Annotated in this window: 13 protein-coding genes; 7 read left to right on the forward strand and 6 right to left on the reverse strand. The window is 55.0% G+C overall.

What is annotated here, in order from left to right; translation table 11 throughout:
* Positions 1-82: 82 nt before the first annotated feature.
* Positions 83-733: a hypothetical protein gene (locus GH663_RS08905; RefSeq protein ID WP_153131297.1), complete on the reverse strand. Its 651-nt coding sequence runs from the start codon at positions 731-733 to the stop codon at positions 83-85.
* A 136-nt stretch (positions 734-869) separates the two neighbouring features.
* On the opposite strand from GH663_RS08905, the gene GH663_RS21180 reads away from it, so the two are divergent.
* From GH663_RS21180 to GH663_RS08935, 6 genes are read left to right on the forward strand one after another with little or no spacing between them, the layout of a single operon-like run.
* Entirely contained in the window at positions 870-1,433 is a 564-nt protein-coding gene (locus GH663_RS21180) for a GspH/FimT family pseudopilin (RefSeq protein ID WP_153131298.1), read from the forward strand.
* Entirely contained in the window at positions 1,430-1,945 is a 516-nt protein-coding gene (pilV, locus tag GH663_RS08915) for a type IV pilus modification protein PilV (protein WP_153131299.1), read from the forward strand. Before GH663_RS21180 ends, pilV begins: the two co-directional genes overlap by 4 nt.
* Positions 1,942-3,018, forward strand: coding sequence for a PilW family protein (locus GH663_RS08920; RefSeq protein ID WP_153131464.1), 1,077 nt, complete (start codon positions 1,942-1,944; stop codon positions 3,016-3,018). Before pilV ends, GH663_RS08920 begins: the two co-directional genes overlap by 4 nt.
* Before the next feature lie 21 nt (positions 3,019-3,039).
* Complete coding sequence (locus tag GH663_RS08925) at positions 3,040-3,627, forward strand: pilus assembly PilX family protein (RefSeq protein WP_170291384.1); 588 nt, start codon at positions 3,040-3,042, stop codon at positions 3,625-3,627.
* Between the two features lie 28 nt (positions 3,628-3,655).
* Positions 3,656-9,007 (forward strand): PilC/PilY family type IV pilus protein, encoded by a 5,352-nt coding sequence (locus GH663_RS08930; protein WP_153131301.1) that lies wholly within the window; start codon positions 3,656-3,658, stop codon positions 9,005-9,007.
* Positions 9,008-9,023: 16 nt separating this feature from the next.
* On the forward strand, positions 9,024-9,464 hold the full coding sequence (locus GH663_RS08935; protein WP_153131302.1) for a type IV pilin protein: 441 nt from the start codon (positions 9,024-9,026) through the stop codon (positions 9,462-9,464).
* 38 nt (positions 9,465-9,502) lie between these two features.
* Here the strand turns inward: GH663_RS08935 and ispH are convergent, their stop codons facing one another.
* Genes ispH through GH663_RS08960 form a run of 5 tightly spaced genes read right to left on the reverse strand, consistent with a single transcriptional unit; the run spans position 9,503 to position 15,091 of the window.
* The gene (gene ispH / locus GH663_RS08940) at positions 9,503-10,429 is read right to left on the reverse strand and encodes a 4-hydroxy-3-methylbut-2-enyl diphosphate reductase (RefSeq protein ID WP_153131303.1); all 927 of its coding nucleotides are present in this window, start codon (positions 10,427-10,429) and stop codon (positions 9,503-9,505) included.
* The gene (locus GH663_RS08945; RefSeq protein WP_153131304.1) at positions 10,430-10,858 is read right to left on the reverse strand and encodes an FKBP-type peptidyl-prolyl cis-trans isomerase; all 429 of its coding nucleotides are present in this window, start codon (positions 10,856-10,858) and stop codon (positions 10,430-10,432) included.
* Positions 10,855-11,370, reverse strand: a complete 516-nt coding sequence (gene lspA, locus GH663_RS08950) for a signal peptidase II (RefSeq protein ID WP_153131305.1) — start codon at positions 11,368-11,370, stop codon at positions 10,855-10,857. The genes GH663_RS08945 and lspA overlap by 4 nt, the downstream gene beginning before the upstream one ends.
* Entirely contained in the window at positions 11,363-14,161 is a 2,799-nt protein-coding gene (gene ileS / locus GH663_RS08955; RefSeq protein WP_153131306.1) for an isoleucine--tRNA ligase, read from the reverse strand. The genes lspA and ileS overlap by 8 nt, the downstream gene beginning before the upstream one ends.
* Before the next feature lie 9 nt (positions 14,162-14,170).
* Positions 14,171-15,091 (reverse strand): bifunctional riboflavin kinase/FAD synthetase, encoded by a 921-nt coding sequence (locus GH663_RS08960; protein WP_153131307.1) that lies wholly within the window; start codon positions 15,089-15,091, stop codon positions 14,171-14,173.
* Here GH663_RS08960 and GH663_RS08965 point away from each other — a divergent pair.
* Positions 15,090-15,236, forward strand: coding sequence for a hypothetical protein (locus tag GH663_RS08965; protein WP_153131308.1), 147 nt, complete (start codon positions 15,090-15,092; stop codon positions 15,234-15,236). The genes GH663_RS08960 and GH663_RS08965 overlap by 2 nt on opposite strands.
* Positions 15,237-15,242: the final 6 nt, after the last annotated feature.

Raw genomic sequence — 15,242 nt, forward strand, 5'->3', positions numbered from 1 at the left:
CCGAAGATTCTAGCAAGACACCGACTCAAACGCAAGCATAGATGCCACAACACTCAACTTGCGCCAAGCATGGCGATAGGCATCATTTCCAAGCTCGCTGCCTCGCTGAATATGGGTTTCGCATCAGCTCATCATTCTCCGGGGGCGTCAGACGAATACGTAAACGGCTCCTGACACTCCAGTTACCAACCTTCCCCGGCTCAAAAAGCACTTTCCTGAAGCGCATAACCACCTCATCAACAACAAATGCCGGCAAGGAAGACTCAAGCACCAATACATCATCAACCCCCCCTGACGATGAAATCAACAAGATGATCTCAGCCTCGCCAACCACCCCAACAACCCCATCAAACCCGATACCGGTATCCACCTCCTGCAAGGGCCTGGGAAGACGATCCAAACGACTTGGGGGCAGATAATCATCAACGGACAATGCAAGCACCGGAACTTTTTCCACGTTCCCAATAACGCCCGGCCTCACTGAGGAAGCCTTACTGCCCCCCACAAGTTCGGCAGACTCTAAATCTACTACCCCTGACAAAACATCGACCTTGCCGACAAAACCTGGCGGAGCATCTGCCTTTTGCACGAGATTGGCTTTCAAATACCCGGATGATTGGTTCGGCAACACGCTCACATCCCTGGCAATATGAAATCCGAGCAATAAAAACATGACAGAGTGCGCAACCACGGAGAGCGCAAAACATATAACCAGCAGAAGTCTATTGAACATGTGATCATTCTAAGTGATCGACTGGGAAGCAATACTTAGCGCAACCACCGTTCATCGGCCTACCAAGCCCTTTAATCAAAACAAACTTGGGAAGCCCATCTGGCATTATTAATATAGAGAGAACAGAGGAAGAACCATGAGCGATCGACAGCAATCGGGATTTACCTTAATCGAGTTACTGATTGTCGTTGCGATTGTTGGGATACTTGCAGCGCTTGCCGGCCCCAGCTTCAGAACCATGATGCAGAACAATCGCCTAGCAACTGCGACAAACGACCTGCTCACAGATCTAGCACTAGTACGCTCAGAATCAGCACGGCAAGGGAAGCGCGTAACACTTTGCATAAGCTCCAGCGGAACCTCATGCACCACCGGATCAGCTTGGCAAGGTGGCAGAATCGTCTTTGTCGACGAAAGCACCTCCGGCACCACCGGTACCGTCGACTCCGGCGAAACAATTCTGCGCGTAACAGCCAGCGATGCAAACAGCAGTGTAACGATCAATGCATCAGGATTCACAAACTCAGCGGGCGCAGCCACAAATAATTACATCCAGTATCGCCCTTCCGGCGCGCTCAATTCCAGCACAACGGGAACATTCACGATCTGTGATGACAGAAGCGGCAATTTTGGCCGAACCGTTGTCATTACCGCAACTGGTAGAGCAGCCCTAACCAACTCAAGCGCAAGTTGCCCATGAGCACTCAAATTCAATCCTCTCGCGGGTTCTCCATGATCGAGGTCATGGTAACCATTGTCGTTATCGCGTTCGGCCTCCTAGGCTTGGCCAGCTTGGTATTAAGAGGTTTACAAGCAGGCTCCGATTCACAAAATCGGACAATGGCCGTTAAGCAGACTTATGACATGGCAGATCGAATGCGTGCCAATTTAACGAACGTCAAGGCAGGTAACTACGACAACCTACTCCCCAGCGGCTCATCATCTTCATGCGCCACACTATTAAGTGCCATTCGGAATGGTGGCAGCGGAGCCCCCATAGTTAGCGCAGGATCCAGCACCCCAACCTGTTCAGGATCAGGCGCAACCTACGACAACAATTGCTGGCAACTAGCCAACAAGCAACAACTGCCTAATGGCGCAGGGGCGGTGTGTAAGGAAGCAACTGAAAACTGGTATGCCATTTTCGTCTCTTGGGATGAAAGTCGTACAGGCGCCACCAATAAAACTTTCTGGATCACCTTTGAGCCATGAGCAAGCGATATCAATATTTCTCTAGCACCCAGCGAGGCCTGACACTTATCGAGCTGATGGTTGCGCTGGCGATAGGACTTTTTCTGGTCGGTGCGGTTTCGGCACTCTACGTCAACACCAAGAATGGCTTTGACTACTCGAACGAAATTGCCCGAATGCAGGAAACGGGACGCTTCGCCCTAGAGGTAATTGCCAGGGATGTACGAATGGCTGGTTATAACGGTTGCGGGCGAACAGTAGATACAGCCAATGTCGTCAACAACGCCAGCACCAATCCTTTCTTGGACTTTTCAACACCAATTCGTGGATATGAAGGCGGAGTCAGCTCGTTTCCAAGCTCACTGACTGCAGCAGGTGCACTCACCAGCTCAGATGCCATCATACTGATTGGCGCCAGTAGTGGAGATATGGTGATTAATTCACATAATCCGCCATCCGCTCAAATAAACACCAATACCCATTCAATAAAACCAGGAGAAATCCTCCTGATCACAGATTGCTCAAAAGCATCAATCTTCCAGATGACGGGGCCTACCAACAACAACAACAATGCGACAAATGTCGTTCACAACACAGGAACCGGAACACCAGGCAACTGCACCAAATTTCTTGGTGCAAGTTGCCCCAGTTCAAGTTCATATACATACAAACCTGGCTCTATCATGTTGCGTCTATCTTCGAGTGCCTATTTCATCGGTAATTCATCACTCGGAGATGGATCGCGCTCGCTCTACGCATTGGAGCTCGAAGGATCGGCAAGCGGAGCATCAACCGCTCGCGAGCTGCTAACAGGTGTCGATGACATGCAGATCGCCTATGGCCTTGACACTGACAACGACGGAGTCGTCAATAGCTATTCAACCGCGAACAGCGTTACAAACTGGGAACAAGTTGTCTCGGTAAAGATTTCGCTACTTGTAAGGTCCGCAAAGAACAATCTTGCAACCGGCAGCCAGCCCTACAACTACATGGCTAATTCGAACTACATCACTGAGAGTTTGGTTACACCGACTGATCGTGTGTTGCGTCGAGTTTTCACCGAAACTGTGGTTGCCCGTAATCGTGTGATGTAACCAACGGCCATGAAAACCCCAATGCCCCCCACTCTCGCCGCGAGAACTCGCCAACAAGGCTTCGTTCTACTCACTGCCGTGATGCTGCTTGTCATTTTGACTATCGTTATCCTGTCCATGATGCGCACCACCATCATGGAGGAACGTATGGTCGGCAATAGTCGAGACTGGAACAATGCATTCCAGGCAGCCGAAGCAGGTTTGCGCGATGCTGAACGCGACATACTCGCGGGCACCCGGATCTCGGGAAGAACCGGATTCACTACGGGCTGTAGCAGCACCGGTCTCTGCCTGCCAAACACCTGCCCTTCCAGCAGCGACTGCTCCCCGGTATGGATTCAACTCTCCGACTCCGGCTGGAAAACTGGTAGTGGCAGTTCGAAGAGTGTTGCCTACGGTAGCCAGACAAGCGCCAGCGCCCTTCCCGGCTTTAGCGCCCAACCACGATATATCGTTGAAGCGCTTTCCGTCACCACTGGCCCCAATTCATCGAAGACAACACCAGGTGGTAACACAAGCACCACACTTTATCGGGTCACAGCCGTTGGCTTTGGCCTGAACACCAGTACCCGCGTCATGCTGCAAGCGGTAATTCGCCCCAACAAGTAATGCCATCGCACTCCCTTAGGATCGCGCCATGAAAAACTCACGCCCCCCACACCAATCAATCCAAAGCAAGCTGTTTAGCTGCCTAGTCGCTTTAGGCAGCCTGCTCCACATTGCGGGCGCCGAAGGAGCAACGCTAGCCAATGCCCCTATTTTCATCTCAGCAAGTCAGCCGCCGTTGATCATGCTGACCATGGCCAGAGACCACAAGCTGTACTACGAAGCTTATAACGACTACTCCGACTTAAATGGCGATGGCAATCTGGATGTCGGCTACAAACCGGCGACCATTGAATATTATGGCTACTTTGATTCCTACAAATGCTATTCATACGCCAATGGTGTTTTCACTCCGGAGGCGATGAGCGATCAAACGGGAACCGCCTACAACAAAAAATGCACTGGCTCCGGAAGGGATAGCTGGTGGAGCGGTGACTTCCTCAATTATGTAACAACTTCGCGTATAGACGCACTTCGCAAGGTTCTATTTGGCGGCTACCGCAGCACCGACAGTACAGCCCAAACCATCCTTGAACGGAGCTTCATCCCTCAGGATGCACATGCTTGGGGCAAGGAATACAAAAGTATCGCAGATGACGGTTATGACATACGCGAATACACCCCTCTGATTTTGCCAGAGAGTGGCAAACGCCATCTTTTTGCTAACGTCACCCTGACAGGTTATGGCCAGGCGCCACTCATGCGAGTGCTAAGCAACAGTAGCTATCGAATTTGGGAGTGGGTGTCGATTGAACGCCCCGTTGCCGGCACTCAGTGTGCAACAGGCAACAACAACCGCAGCAATTGCGCTAGTGGTGGAACAACCTATCAGACCAGCCCAACTTCGGCCGCAGAATTCCAAACACTCATCAACACATATGCAACGAGCGGTCACCAGACCGGGGTGCAAGCGGTAACGACAATCAACGCCACGGGAACAAGTATCAATCCATTCACCAGCACGGATGATTACTATTTGGATGTCTTTCGCGGAACTCTTACCGTTACAACTGCGGGGACCTACGAACTTTCAGTAGACGGCGATGATGCCGTTGAGTTATGGGTTGATGGTGCATTGGTAGTTGGATGGTACGGCGGTCATGGATCTTGCGGAAATACCACAACCTGTCGGGACGCTCATAAAGCAAGCTTGGTACTTTCCGCAGGCAGTCATAGCATCGAGTTCCGTCATCAGGAACAAGCAGGCGGTGAAGCCTGGATGCTTTACTGGAAAGGCCCGGACAGTGCCAATAATTGGGAAATTGTGCCAAGTGCAAAGCTAAGCAACTTGACCCAAACTTTTTATGACGTTTCAACCTCGTCATCACAGATGACCGACTTTGCGGTAAGAGTTGAAGTTTGCAAGACAATTAGTGGGCTCAGCGCAAGCCAGCTATTTGGTCGGGAAAGTAATTGTAAAGCCTACACGGATGGAACAACGACCACTTACAAGCCAACCGGTGTCTTGCATAGCTATGGTGAAAACAACGGTATGTTTTTCGGGCTGCTGACCGGCTCCTATGATCAGAACACAAATGGAGGTGTCTTACGAAAAGCCATCTCTTCAATCACCAACGAAATAGAAACAACCACCGGCATACTGAAAGAGTCAGGTAGCACCTGCGGTACCGCAGGAAACACAACCTGCGTTCGAGGTGTCATTGGGTCGATCAATCGCCTACATATCACCAGCTATAGTTACAGCAGTGAGCAATACGATTGTGGCTGGATCACCACCCGCCAGATGAATGATGGTGAATGCGAAATGTGGGGCAACCCATTAGCCGAGATGATGTATGAAGTTGTCCGTTACTTCTCTGGAGCCACATCCGCCACATCCGGATTTACAACCAGCAGCACCCGCGATGACGGAGTAACGTTGCCAGGTGGCACCACAGGGCTCCCAAAGATAACGACCTGGACCGACCCGTACACCGCGACCCCCACCATCCCCATCCCAAACTCAGGTCCATTCCCCAGTTGTTCAAAGCCATTCATGATGCTAATCAGTGACGTTTATCCCTCATTTGATTCAGACAGCGTTCCTGGCACCAATAGTAATTTTGGAACGATGGCCGCCGCCACCATCAACGCGGCATCGCTTGACGTTTCGGCACGAGGACAAACTCTCTGGAACCTTGAGTTTGGCGGAGCAACAGCCTCCACTGTCACAAAAAACGTATTTATCGGCCAGGTAGGAAGCACGTACGATGGCGCTCCTACGCCTAAGAGTGTCTCGAGTTTTGGCAACATACGAGGACTCTCGCCCAGCGACCCAACCCGTCAAGGAAGCTATTACTCAGCCAGCGTTGCTAATTTCGGTGTTACTAACGACATTAATGCAGTCTCTGGCAGCCAAAAACTCGGCACCTACGCCATTGCACTTTCTTCCCCGCTGCCAACTATCCAGATTCCGATAACTACAACGAGCTCGGTAACAATTGTTCCATTTGCCAAATCTGTAGGTGGATCAAGCATCAGCGCCATTCAAGGTGGCTTCCAGCCAACGAATCAAATCGTTGACTTCTACGTAGATACCATAAAGAACACCACAACAGGAAATGCTGACAGCACAGTCAATGGTGGCCGCGCTTATTACAAGTTCCGCATCAACTTTGAAGACGTGGAGCAGGGTGCAGACCATGATATGGATGCTATTGCTGTTTATGAGGTACTGCTGAATGCTGACAACACCGTTACGGTGAAGGTCGAATCGGTTTACGCAGCAGGTGGCATCATGCAGCACATGGGGTATGTCATTTCAGGCACCTCTGCAGATGGCATTTATCTAGTTGTTAGAGATAGTGATACAAGCTATTCGAGTGACCCTGAGTACTTTCTCGATCGCCCCAACAGCTCTGACTCTGGTGCAGTATCCACCTACCACCTGCCACTCCTGTCCAGCGCCGACACTGATGTACCAAACGCCAGCAACTATGCAAGTCGGACTTTTACACCCAACACCACCTCCAGCTCAGCAACCACCTTACAGGATCCGCTGTGGTATGCAGCCAAATATGGCGGCTTTAGCGATATCAATGGCGATAACACCCCCCAGACCAACGAATGGGATGCTGATGGTGACGGTGTTCCAGACACCTATTTCCTCGTTGTCAATCCGCTCAAGCTGCTTGCCCAACTAAATAGCGCCTTATCAAAAATTCAGGACACGGCAGGCACCGCAGCAGCAGCAACAGCCAATTCGTTTACGCTGCAAAGTGACACCCAAATCTTCCTTGGGCGCTTCAATAGCGATGGCTGGAGCGGGGAACTACTGGCCTATCCCGTCACAGCAACCAGCATTAACAATCCGGCATGGCAGGCTCAGATACAACTGGCCAACAAGACCCCTACCTCTCGCACAATTCTTACATACGATCAGGATCAAACAGGAGCCAAAGGTATTCCATTTCGTTGGGCAAACATGACGGCCAGCGGCACTACAACGCTGCGCACATCTTTGAACAAAACCTCATCTGGAACGACCGACACCCTCGGCTCTGATCGCGTTTCCTTCCTCCGTGGTGAGGATATTTCTGGGATGCGCACACGCCCAAGAATCACACTCACCACCATTACAGGTACGTGCTCTGGAACATATACATGCCCTGCGGGAGGAGGCACTGCCAATTGTGAAGTGCCAAATGCCAGCGGCGGTGTCGATGTCGTAGGAACAGTAATGTGCACACCAACATCCCAACCCAACCGCCTCGGTGACATCATCAATTCTCAGTCACAGTATGTCGCCCGACCAAATGCTGGACACGGTGATGCCAGCTACGCAAGCTTTGCGAGCGACTACAACGCAAGCAGCAATAGCACTGGTAAAGGGGACCGAACAGCGATGCTCTATGTCGGCGCCAACGACGGAATGCTGCACGGCTTCTCGGCAAGCACCGGCGAAGAACTTCTCGCGTACGTACCCGGTGAAATGTATCGCCAGCGGAACAGTCGCTGGATGCTAAACCAGCTTACAGAAGTCGACTATGGCAAACAGAGCAGTAGTAATGCGCACCGATATTACGTTGATGGCACACCGACAATTGGCGACATATGTACTACTGAAGACGTCGGCCTTTGCCCGGCCGGAAACTGGCGTTCACTGCTGGTCGGCTCTCTAGGCGCTGGCGGCCAGGGCATATATGCACTCAATGTGACAGACCCTGCCACTTTTTCTGAGACCAACGCATCGACCCTAGTGAAGTGGGAGTTTTCCGACAAGAATGATGTGGACATGGGTTACACCGTCGGGCGGCCTTACATTGTTCGCCTTTGCACAGACCGCCTCTCCGACAATTCGTGTGAAAAATGGAGTTGGTATGTACTGATGAATAACGGCTACAACAATACCGAAGCCGACGGATATGCCAGCACAACGGGTGATGCCGCCTTGTTCATTCTCAATGCGAATACCGGGGCACTAGTCAAGAAAATCAATGTAAAGCGCGGAGACACTACAGCGAGCGGCCCGAATGGACTCTCGGAAATTGCACCGATCGATTATGACGGCGATGGCGTGGTGGACTACGTCTATGCTGGTGACTTGAAGGGCAATCTGTGGCGCTTTGACTTGATGGATGAGAACAGCAACAACTGGAAAATTACATTGGGTACTACCGCCAACCCGGCCCCGGTCTATGTTGCCTGGGATGAGCAAGCGACCCGCGTTCGCCAGCCCATCACAACAGCACCCGATGCGATCGTGCACCCGAATGGCGGCCTTCTAGTCACCTTTGGTACCGGCAGCTATTTGTTCAAGAATGATGACCTGACCAATCAGGTTCAAACGGTCTATGGCATCTGGGACAAACTGGACAACAATGCAGTCGCATCATCGGATCGCTCGAACCTCCTTGAACAGGAAGTAATCACCGCAACTGTAACCTCGACGTCAAGTTTCACTTTTGGTGGTACGACTACAACGGAAACCTCCACTTACCGGACGGTGACGAATAACTCGGTAAATTGGACCAATCATCGTGGTTGGTATTTCAACCTACCTGACAACAAGGAACGCGTCAGCTTCAATCCAGAAATACGTGGTGGCAGCATTCTGCGTGTAGTAAGTACAGTACCGTCAGATGACATTTGTGCCTCAGGTGGCTATTCATGGGAGTATTTTGTGGACGTAATGAATGGCGGACGCCTGAACTGGTCGGTGTATACCTCGATCCCCGGTTTGCAGAGTTTTGGCGGGACATCGGCGTATGCATCTGCACGAAAGAGTACGACAGGGATCACCCCGCCTGGAGTGATCGTAACCAACCCTGGTGGCAATGATGTTGAGTACGACTTTGGCAGTAGTGGCCAAACGATCGTTAGCAAAGACCTGGGTAAAGCAAAAGCCGGACGCCTTGGCTGGCGGGAAATCCTGACAGATTAAGAAAATGGGGAATTTGATGAGAAATAAGGGCTTTACACTGATTGAACTGATGATCGTCGTTGCCGTAGTGGGCATATTGGCAGCCGTGGCCTACCCAAGCTATCGGGAATACGTCATGCGTTCGCACCGGACAGACGCGAAATCAGCATTGCTGTCAGCCGCTCAGCGAATGGAAAAATTCTATACAGAGAAGATGACATACAACGCGGCAGCTCTAGGAACAGCCGCGGGAGATATTGCACCAACGACATCGGCTGATGGATTTTATACGATAGCCTTCGATACAACGCCCACTGCCGCTGGCGCTTGTAGTGCGACAGCATCGACCAACTCGTCTGCAAACGCTTTCAGACTTTGCGCCACGCCGACCGGTGCTCAGTCTGGAGATAGCTGTGGTGTATTTTCGATCAGCAACATTGGTACAAAAACACCAACAACAGCACGTTGCTGGAACTAAAAAAAACGGCAGGGAAACACCCCTGCCGTTTTTTTATTTCAGCCGATACCGAGTTCTTTCGGTAGAGGAAATGAAACCCCCTCCTCTACCCCGGCCAATTGTTTTACCTGGGCATGAGTTAATTGCGTGATGTGATCGACAACGCGCTCAACCAGTATTTCCGGTGCCGATGCCCCAGCTGAAACTCCGACCCGTGTTTTCCCCTCGAGCCACATTGGATCAATTTCATCCGCCCCGTCAACTAGGTAGGCATCCACACCGCGGGTCAATGCAACCTCTCTGAGTCGCCGGGAATTCGAGCTATTCGGGCTTCCTACCACAATGACCAAATCACACTGTTCGGCAAGCACCTTGACCGCATCCTGGCGATTCTGCGTCGCATAGCAGATGTCGTCTTTTTTTGGCCCCTGAACGTCAGGAAAATGGTGCTTGAGTGCAGCAATCACTACCGATGCGTCATCCACCGACAAAGTTGTCTGAGTAACAAAGGATAGCTGACGCGGCGTATTGACCTTGAGCTGCTTTACATCCTCGGCCGTTTCCACCAGATACATCCCATCCCCACTCTGCCCCATCGTCCCCTCAACCTCCGGGTGCCCCTTGTGGCCGATCATCACGACTTCCCGTGATTGGTTGCGCATTTTGCCGACCTCGACATGTACCTTGGTGACCAGCGGACAGGTCGCATCGAAGACTTTTAGACCGCGCGAATCCGCTTCCTCGCGGACGGCCTTGGAAACGCCATGGGCACTGAAGATGACTGTACTGCCTGCCGGTACCTCGCTCAACTCCTCGATGAAGACCGCTCCCTTGGCGCGCAGGTCGTCGCAGACGAACTTGTTGTGCACGACTTCGTGGCGGACATAAATCGGGGCGCCGAATTTCTCCAGGGCGCGCTCGACGATGGCGATGGCCCGTTCGACGCCGGCACAGAAGCCGCGAGGGTTGGCGAGGATGACTTGCATTTACATGATTCCGATAATTTCCACCTCGAAGCGGATCGTTTTTCCGGCCATCGGGTGATTGAAGTCGAACAGGGCGTGCGTCGAGTCCAACTCGCGCAGGAAGCCCGCGAAGGTACCGCCGTTAGGGGCGGTGAATTCGACGACGGAATTCTCCTTGAGTTCCATTTCGGCCGGCAGGCCGCTGCGGGCGATGCGTTCGACCAGGCGCTCGTTGCGCATGCCAAAGGCCTGCGCCGGCTCCAATTGGAAAACAAAGCGCTCGTGCGCCGGCAAGCCGATCAGCACGGATTCCAGATTCTCGGCCAGTTGGCCGCTGCCCATCTGCAAGGTGGCCGGACTCATGTCGAAGGTGGACAGGAACTCCTCGCCATCGAGCGTGGTAATGCGGTAATGCAGGGTCAGGTAGCTGTCGGAACGCACCGTCGTCATGGGTTTTTCTCCTCGGTTTTCTTACCTGCTGTCCCGCCAGGGGACTTCCTCCCGGTCGCGGTCAACTGCTCGAAAACAAGCAAAACCGCGCCGACCGTGATGGCGGAATCGGCGATATTGAAGGCCGGCCAGAAGTAGCCGGCCACATGCCATTGAATGAAATCGACCACCGCGCCGAAGCGGATGCGGTCGATGACGTTGCCGAGCGCGCCCCCCATGACCAGCGCCAGGGCCAGCGACAGCAATTTCTGCTGAGGATGCTGACGCAGCATGACGGCGATCCAGCCGGAAATCCCGACCGCCAGCACGGAAAAGAACCAGCGCTGCCAGCCCGGCTGGTCGGCGAGAAAGCTGAAGGCCGCCCCCGGATTGAAGGTCAGCACCCAATTGAAGAAGGGTGCGACGTAAAGCACCTCGCCGAGCCGGATGTTCTCTAGGACGATCCATTTGCTCAGTTGGTCGAGCCCGACGATCAATCCGGCCAGCGCATACCAGTGCGCCGCCTTAGGCATGCGTGCGGACCTCACCTTCGCCGTGCAGGTTGCTGACGCAGCGGCCGCACAGGGTCAGATGCTCGGCATTGGCCCCGACATCCTCGCGCACGTGCCAGCAACGCTCGCATTTGCCATGCGTCGACGACTGCGCCACCAGTTTTTCTTCATCAGCCTTGACGACAGCAGCCTTGGAGCAGATCAGCACGAACTTGAGGTCGTCGCCCAAGGAGTTCAGCAAATCGAATTTCTCACCGGCACAATGCAGTTCGACCTCGGCCTGCAGCGATGAGCCGATCTGCCCCGCTTCGCGCAAGGCTTCAAGTGCCTTGGTGACATCGGCCCGCACGGTACGCACCTGCGCCCACTTGGCCAGCAGTTCGCCCTCGCCTGCCGGCTTCGGCAGCTCGTGCCAGGTGTGCAGCATGACCGACTGCTCGGCGTCGCCGGTCAGGATCTGCCAGACTTCCTCGGCCGTGAAGGAGAGGATCGGCGCCATCAGCTTGGTGAAGGCCTGCAGGATGTGCCACAGCGCCGACTGCGCCGAACGGCGGGAACGCGAGTTGGGCGCCGTCGTGTACAGACGGTCCTTGAGGATATCGAGGTAGAAACCGCCCAGGTCTTCGGAACAGAAGGTCTGCAGGGCCTGGACCACGCGGTGGAATTCGTAGCGATCATAGTCGGCCTGGCAATCCGTTTGCAGTTCGCGGGTCAGGGCCAGCGCGTAGCGGTCGATTTCCAGCCATTGCTCGACCGGCAGCATGTCCTTGGCGGTATCGAAATCGGAGAGATTGGCAAGCAGGAAACGCAGCGTGTTGCGGATGCGGCGGTAGCCTTCGACGACGCGCTTGAGGATTTCGTCGGAAATCGACAGTTCACCGGAGTAATCGGTCGACGCCGTCCACAGACGCAGGATGTCGGCGCCCATCTTGTCGGACACCTGCTGCGGCGCGATGACGTTTCCCTTCGACTTCGACATTTTGTGGCCCTTGCCGTCGACCACGAAGCCGTGCGTCAGCAGCGCCTTGTACGGGGCGCGGCCATCGATGGCGCAACCGGAGAGCAGCGAGGACTGGAACCAGCCGCGATGCTGGTCGGAGCCTTCGAGGTAGAGATCTGCCGGATAAGTCGATTCGGCGGCGTGCGAACCACGCAGCACGTGCCAGTGTGTCGTGCCGGAGTCGAACCAGACGTCCAGCGTGTCCTTCATCTTGACGTACTGGTCGGCCTCGGCACCGAGCAATTCGGCTGCCTCCAGGCTGAACCAGGCTTCGATGCCAGCCTTTTCGACGCGCTGGGCGACCAGTTCGATCAGTTCGGCAGTTCGCGGATGCGGCAACCCAGTTTCCTTGTGCAGGAAAAAGGGAATCGGCACGCCCCAGTTGCGCTGACGCGACACACACCAGTCCGGCCGGGTCTTCATCATGCCTTCCAGACGGGCACGGCCCCAGGCCGGGAAGAACTGGGTCTCGTCGACGGCGCGCTCGGCGATCCAGCGCAGGGTCGATGCGTTCTCGTCCTGCTTGTGTTCCATGCCGATAAACCACTGCGTCGTGGCACGGAAGATGATCGGCGTCTTGTGGCGCCAGCAGTGCGGGTAGCTGTGCTTGATTTTCTCGTTTTTGAGCAGTCGACCGCAGGACTCGAGCTCCTGCAGGACCAGCGGATTGGCCTCCCAAACCGTCTTGCCGGCCAGGTCGCCAACCGACAGCGCCGGCGTCGTGCTGATGAAGCGGCCGTCGTTGCCGACCGGGTTATTGACCGGCAGGCCGTATTTCTTGCCGATGTTGTAGTCGTCCACGCCATGTGCCGGTGCCGTGTGCACCAGGCCGGTACCCGCCTCGGTGGTGACATGGGTGCCGCAAATGATGGCCACGTCGCGCTGCTGGAACGGATGCTTGAGCAGGATCTGGTCGAGCTTGTCGCCGGTGCAGGAGGCAATGGTGTTGCCTTCCAGGCCGTAGCGCTTGAGCGCGGATTCGGCCAGTTCGCGAACCAGGATCAGGGCGCCCTTCTCGGTTTCGATCAGGTCGTAGGTCAGTTCCGGATGAACGCTGACCGCTTCGTTGGCCGGCAGGGTCCACGGCGTCGTCGTCCAGATCACGGCAAAGGCCGGACCGCGCAAATGGGTCAGGCCGAAGGCCGTGGCCAGCTTTTCGGCGTGATTGGCATGCACCTCGAAGGCAACATCGATCGCCGGAGAATGCTTGTCTTCGTACTCGACCTCGGCCTCGGCCAGTGCCGAACCGCAGTCGAGACACCAGTTCACCGGCTTCAGGCCCTGATAGAGATAACCCTGTTCGAGAATCTTGCCCAGGGCACGGATTTCACCGGCCTCGGCCGAGTAGTTCATTGTCAGATACGGATTGCCCCAGTCACCGAGCACGCCCAGGCGAATGAAATCCTTCTTCTGGCGCTCGACCTGCTCGGCGGCATAAGTACGGCACAGTTCGCGAACCTTGTCGGCCGGGATGTTCTTGCCATGCAGTTTTTCGATTTGGTGCTCGATCGGCAGGCCGTGGCAGTCCCAGCCCGGCACGTAGGGCGCGTCGAAACCGGACAGCGTCTTCGAGCGGACGATAATGTCCTTCAGAATCTTGTTGACCGCGTGACCGATGTGAATGTCGCCGTTGGCATAAGGCGGGCCATCGTGCAGCACGAAGCGCGGCCGGCCGGCGCAGGCTTCACGGATACGCTGGTAGAGTTTTTTCTCCTGCCATTGGGCGACCCATTGCGGCTCGCGCTTCGGCAAATCGCCGCGCATCGGGAAAGCGGTATCGGTCAGGTTCAGGGTATCTTTGTAATCAGCCATTTTGCGTGCTCACAGCTTGAAGAATGCCCGGGCTGCCACGGCATCTGCCGCGATCTGCGCCTTGAGGGCATCGAAATTGGGAAAGCGTTGTTCGGCACGCAATTTATGCACGAAGCGCACCGAGATGTGCGCCCCGTAAATATCGCGGTCGAAATCGAAGAGATGCACTTCCAGCAGCGGGCGCGTGCCGCCCACCGTCGGGCGAATACCAAGATTGGCGACGCCGGGTAGTGGACTGTCGCCCAAGCCGCCGACTTCAACGGCAAAGACGCCGCTCATCGGCAAGGGGTTGTGCTTGATGCGCAGATTGGCCGTCGCGAAGCCAAGCTGGCGACCGATCTTGTCGCCATGCGTAACCTGGCCATCCATGATGTAAGGACGGCCGAGCAGACGCGCCGCATGGGCCATGTCGCCCGCCGCCACCGCCCGGCGCACGCCGGAACTCGAGACGCGTTCGCCATCGAGCATCACGCTGCCCATCGCTTCGACGGTAAAGCCGAGACGCTGCCCGGCTGCCTGCAACAGCGCAAAATCGCCAGTCCGGCCACGGCCGAAACGGAAGTCGTCGCCAATGATCAAATGCCGGACGCGCAAACCGCGCACCAGCACCTGCTCGATAAACTCATCGGCCGTCAACGCGGCAAATGCCGCATTGAACGGACTGATCATGACCTGGCTGACGCCGCAGTCGGTAAGCAGTTCCAGCTTCTCGCGCAGGGTCGACAGGCGCGCCGGCGCCGATTCCGGCGCAAAAAACTCGCGCGGATGCGGCTCGAAAGTCAGCACCGTCGGCGCCAACTGCAGGCGGGCAGCAGCCTCGGCCAGCTGTTTGACGAGCGCGGCATGGCCAAGGTGAACGCCATCGAAATTGCCAATGGCAAGAACAACCGGAGCAGGAACGGGACGCGAATGACCGCGGAAGACGCGCATGGGCTATCTGGCGAGGAAAACGTTGAATTATAACGGCCTACACCCGCCGCCAACCAGCAAAGATCAAGAAGGCGGGCGCCGCCGGTTTACTGCCGGAATCGAGCGCACCGACGAAATCGCCAAAGGCGTAATTGAACGCTTTTAGGGTTGC

It is taken from the genome of Dechloromonas hortensis (genome assembly GCF_009469765.1).
GTDB lineage: Bacteria > Pseudomonadota > Gammaproteobacteria > Burkholderiales > Rhodocyclaceae > Azonexus > Azonexus hortensis.

Excerpts from the sequence above, each read along its gene's own strand:
- lspA (WP_153131305.1), bottom strand. The coding sequence starts at position 11,370 with ATGCCTAAGGCGGCGCACTGGTATGCGCTGGCCGGATTGATCGTCGGG.
- ispH (WP_153131303.1), bottom strand. The coding sequence starts at position 10,429 with ATGCAAGTCATCCTCGCCAACCCTCGCGGCTTCTGTGCCGGCGTCGAA.
- GH663_RS08905 (WP_153131297.1), bottom strand. The coding sequence starts at position 733 with ATGTTCAATAGACTTCTGCTGGTTATATGTTTTGCGCTCTCCGTGGTT.
- GH663_RS08925 (WP_170291384.1), top strand. The coding sequence starts at position 3,040 with ATGCCCCCCACTCTCGCCGCGAGAACTCGCCAACAAGGCTTCGTTCTA.
- pilV (WP_153131299.1), top strand. The coding sequence starts at position 1,430 with ATGAGCACTCAAATTCAATCCTCTCGCGGGTTCTCCATGATCGAGGTC.
- ileS (WP_153131306.1), bottom strand. The coding sequence starts at position 14,161 with ATGGCTGATTACAAAGATACCCTGAACCTGACCGATACCGCTTTCCCG.
- GH663_RS08920 (WP_153131464.1), top strand. The coding sequence starts at position 1,942 with ATGAGCAAGCGATATCAATATTTCTCTAGCACCCAGCGAGGCCTGACA.
- GH663_RS08965 (WP_153131308.1), top strand. The coding sequence starts at position 15,090 with ATGGGCTATCTGGCGAGGAAAACGTTGAATTATAACGGCCTACACCCG.
- GH663_RS21180 (WP_153131298.1), top strand. The coding sequence starts at position 870 with ATGAGCGATCGACAGCAATCGGGATTTACCTTAATCGAGTTACTGATT.
- GH663_RS08935 (WP_153131302.1), top strand. The coding sequence starts at position 9,024 with ATGAGAAATAAGGGCTTTACACTGATTGAACTGATGATCGTCGTTGCC.
- GH663_RS08945 (WP_153131304.1), bottom strand. The coding sequence starts at position 10,858 with ATGACGACGGTGCGTTCCGACAGCTACCTGACCCTGCATTACCGCATT.
- GH663_RS08930 (WP_153131301.1), top strand. The coding sequence starts at position 3,656 with ATGAAAAACTCACGCCCCCCACACCAATCAATCCAAAGCAAGCTGTTT.
- GH663_RS08960 (WP_153131307.1), bottom strand. The coding sequence starts at position 15,091 with ATGCGCGTCTTCCGCGGTCATTCGCGTCCCGTTCCTGCTCCGGTTGTT.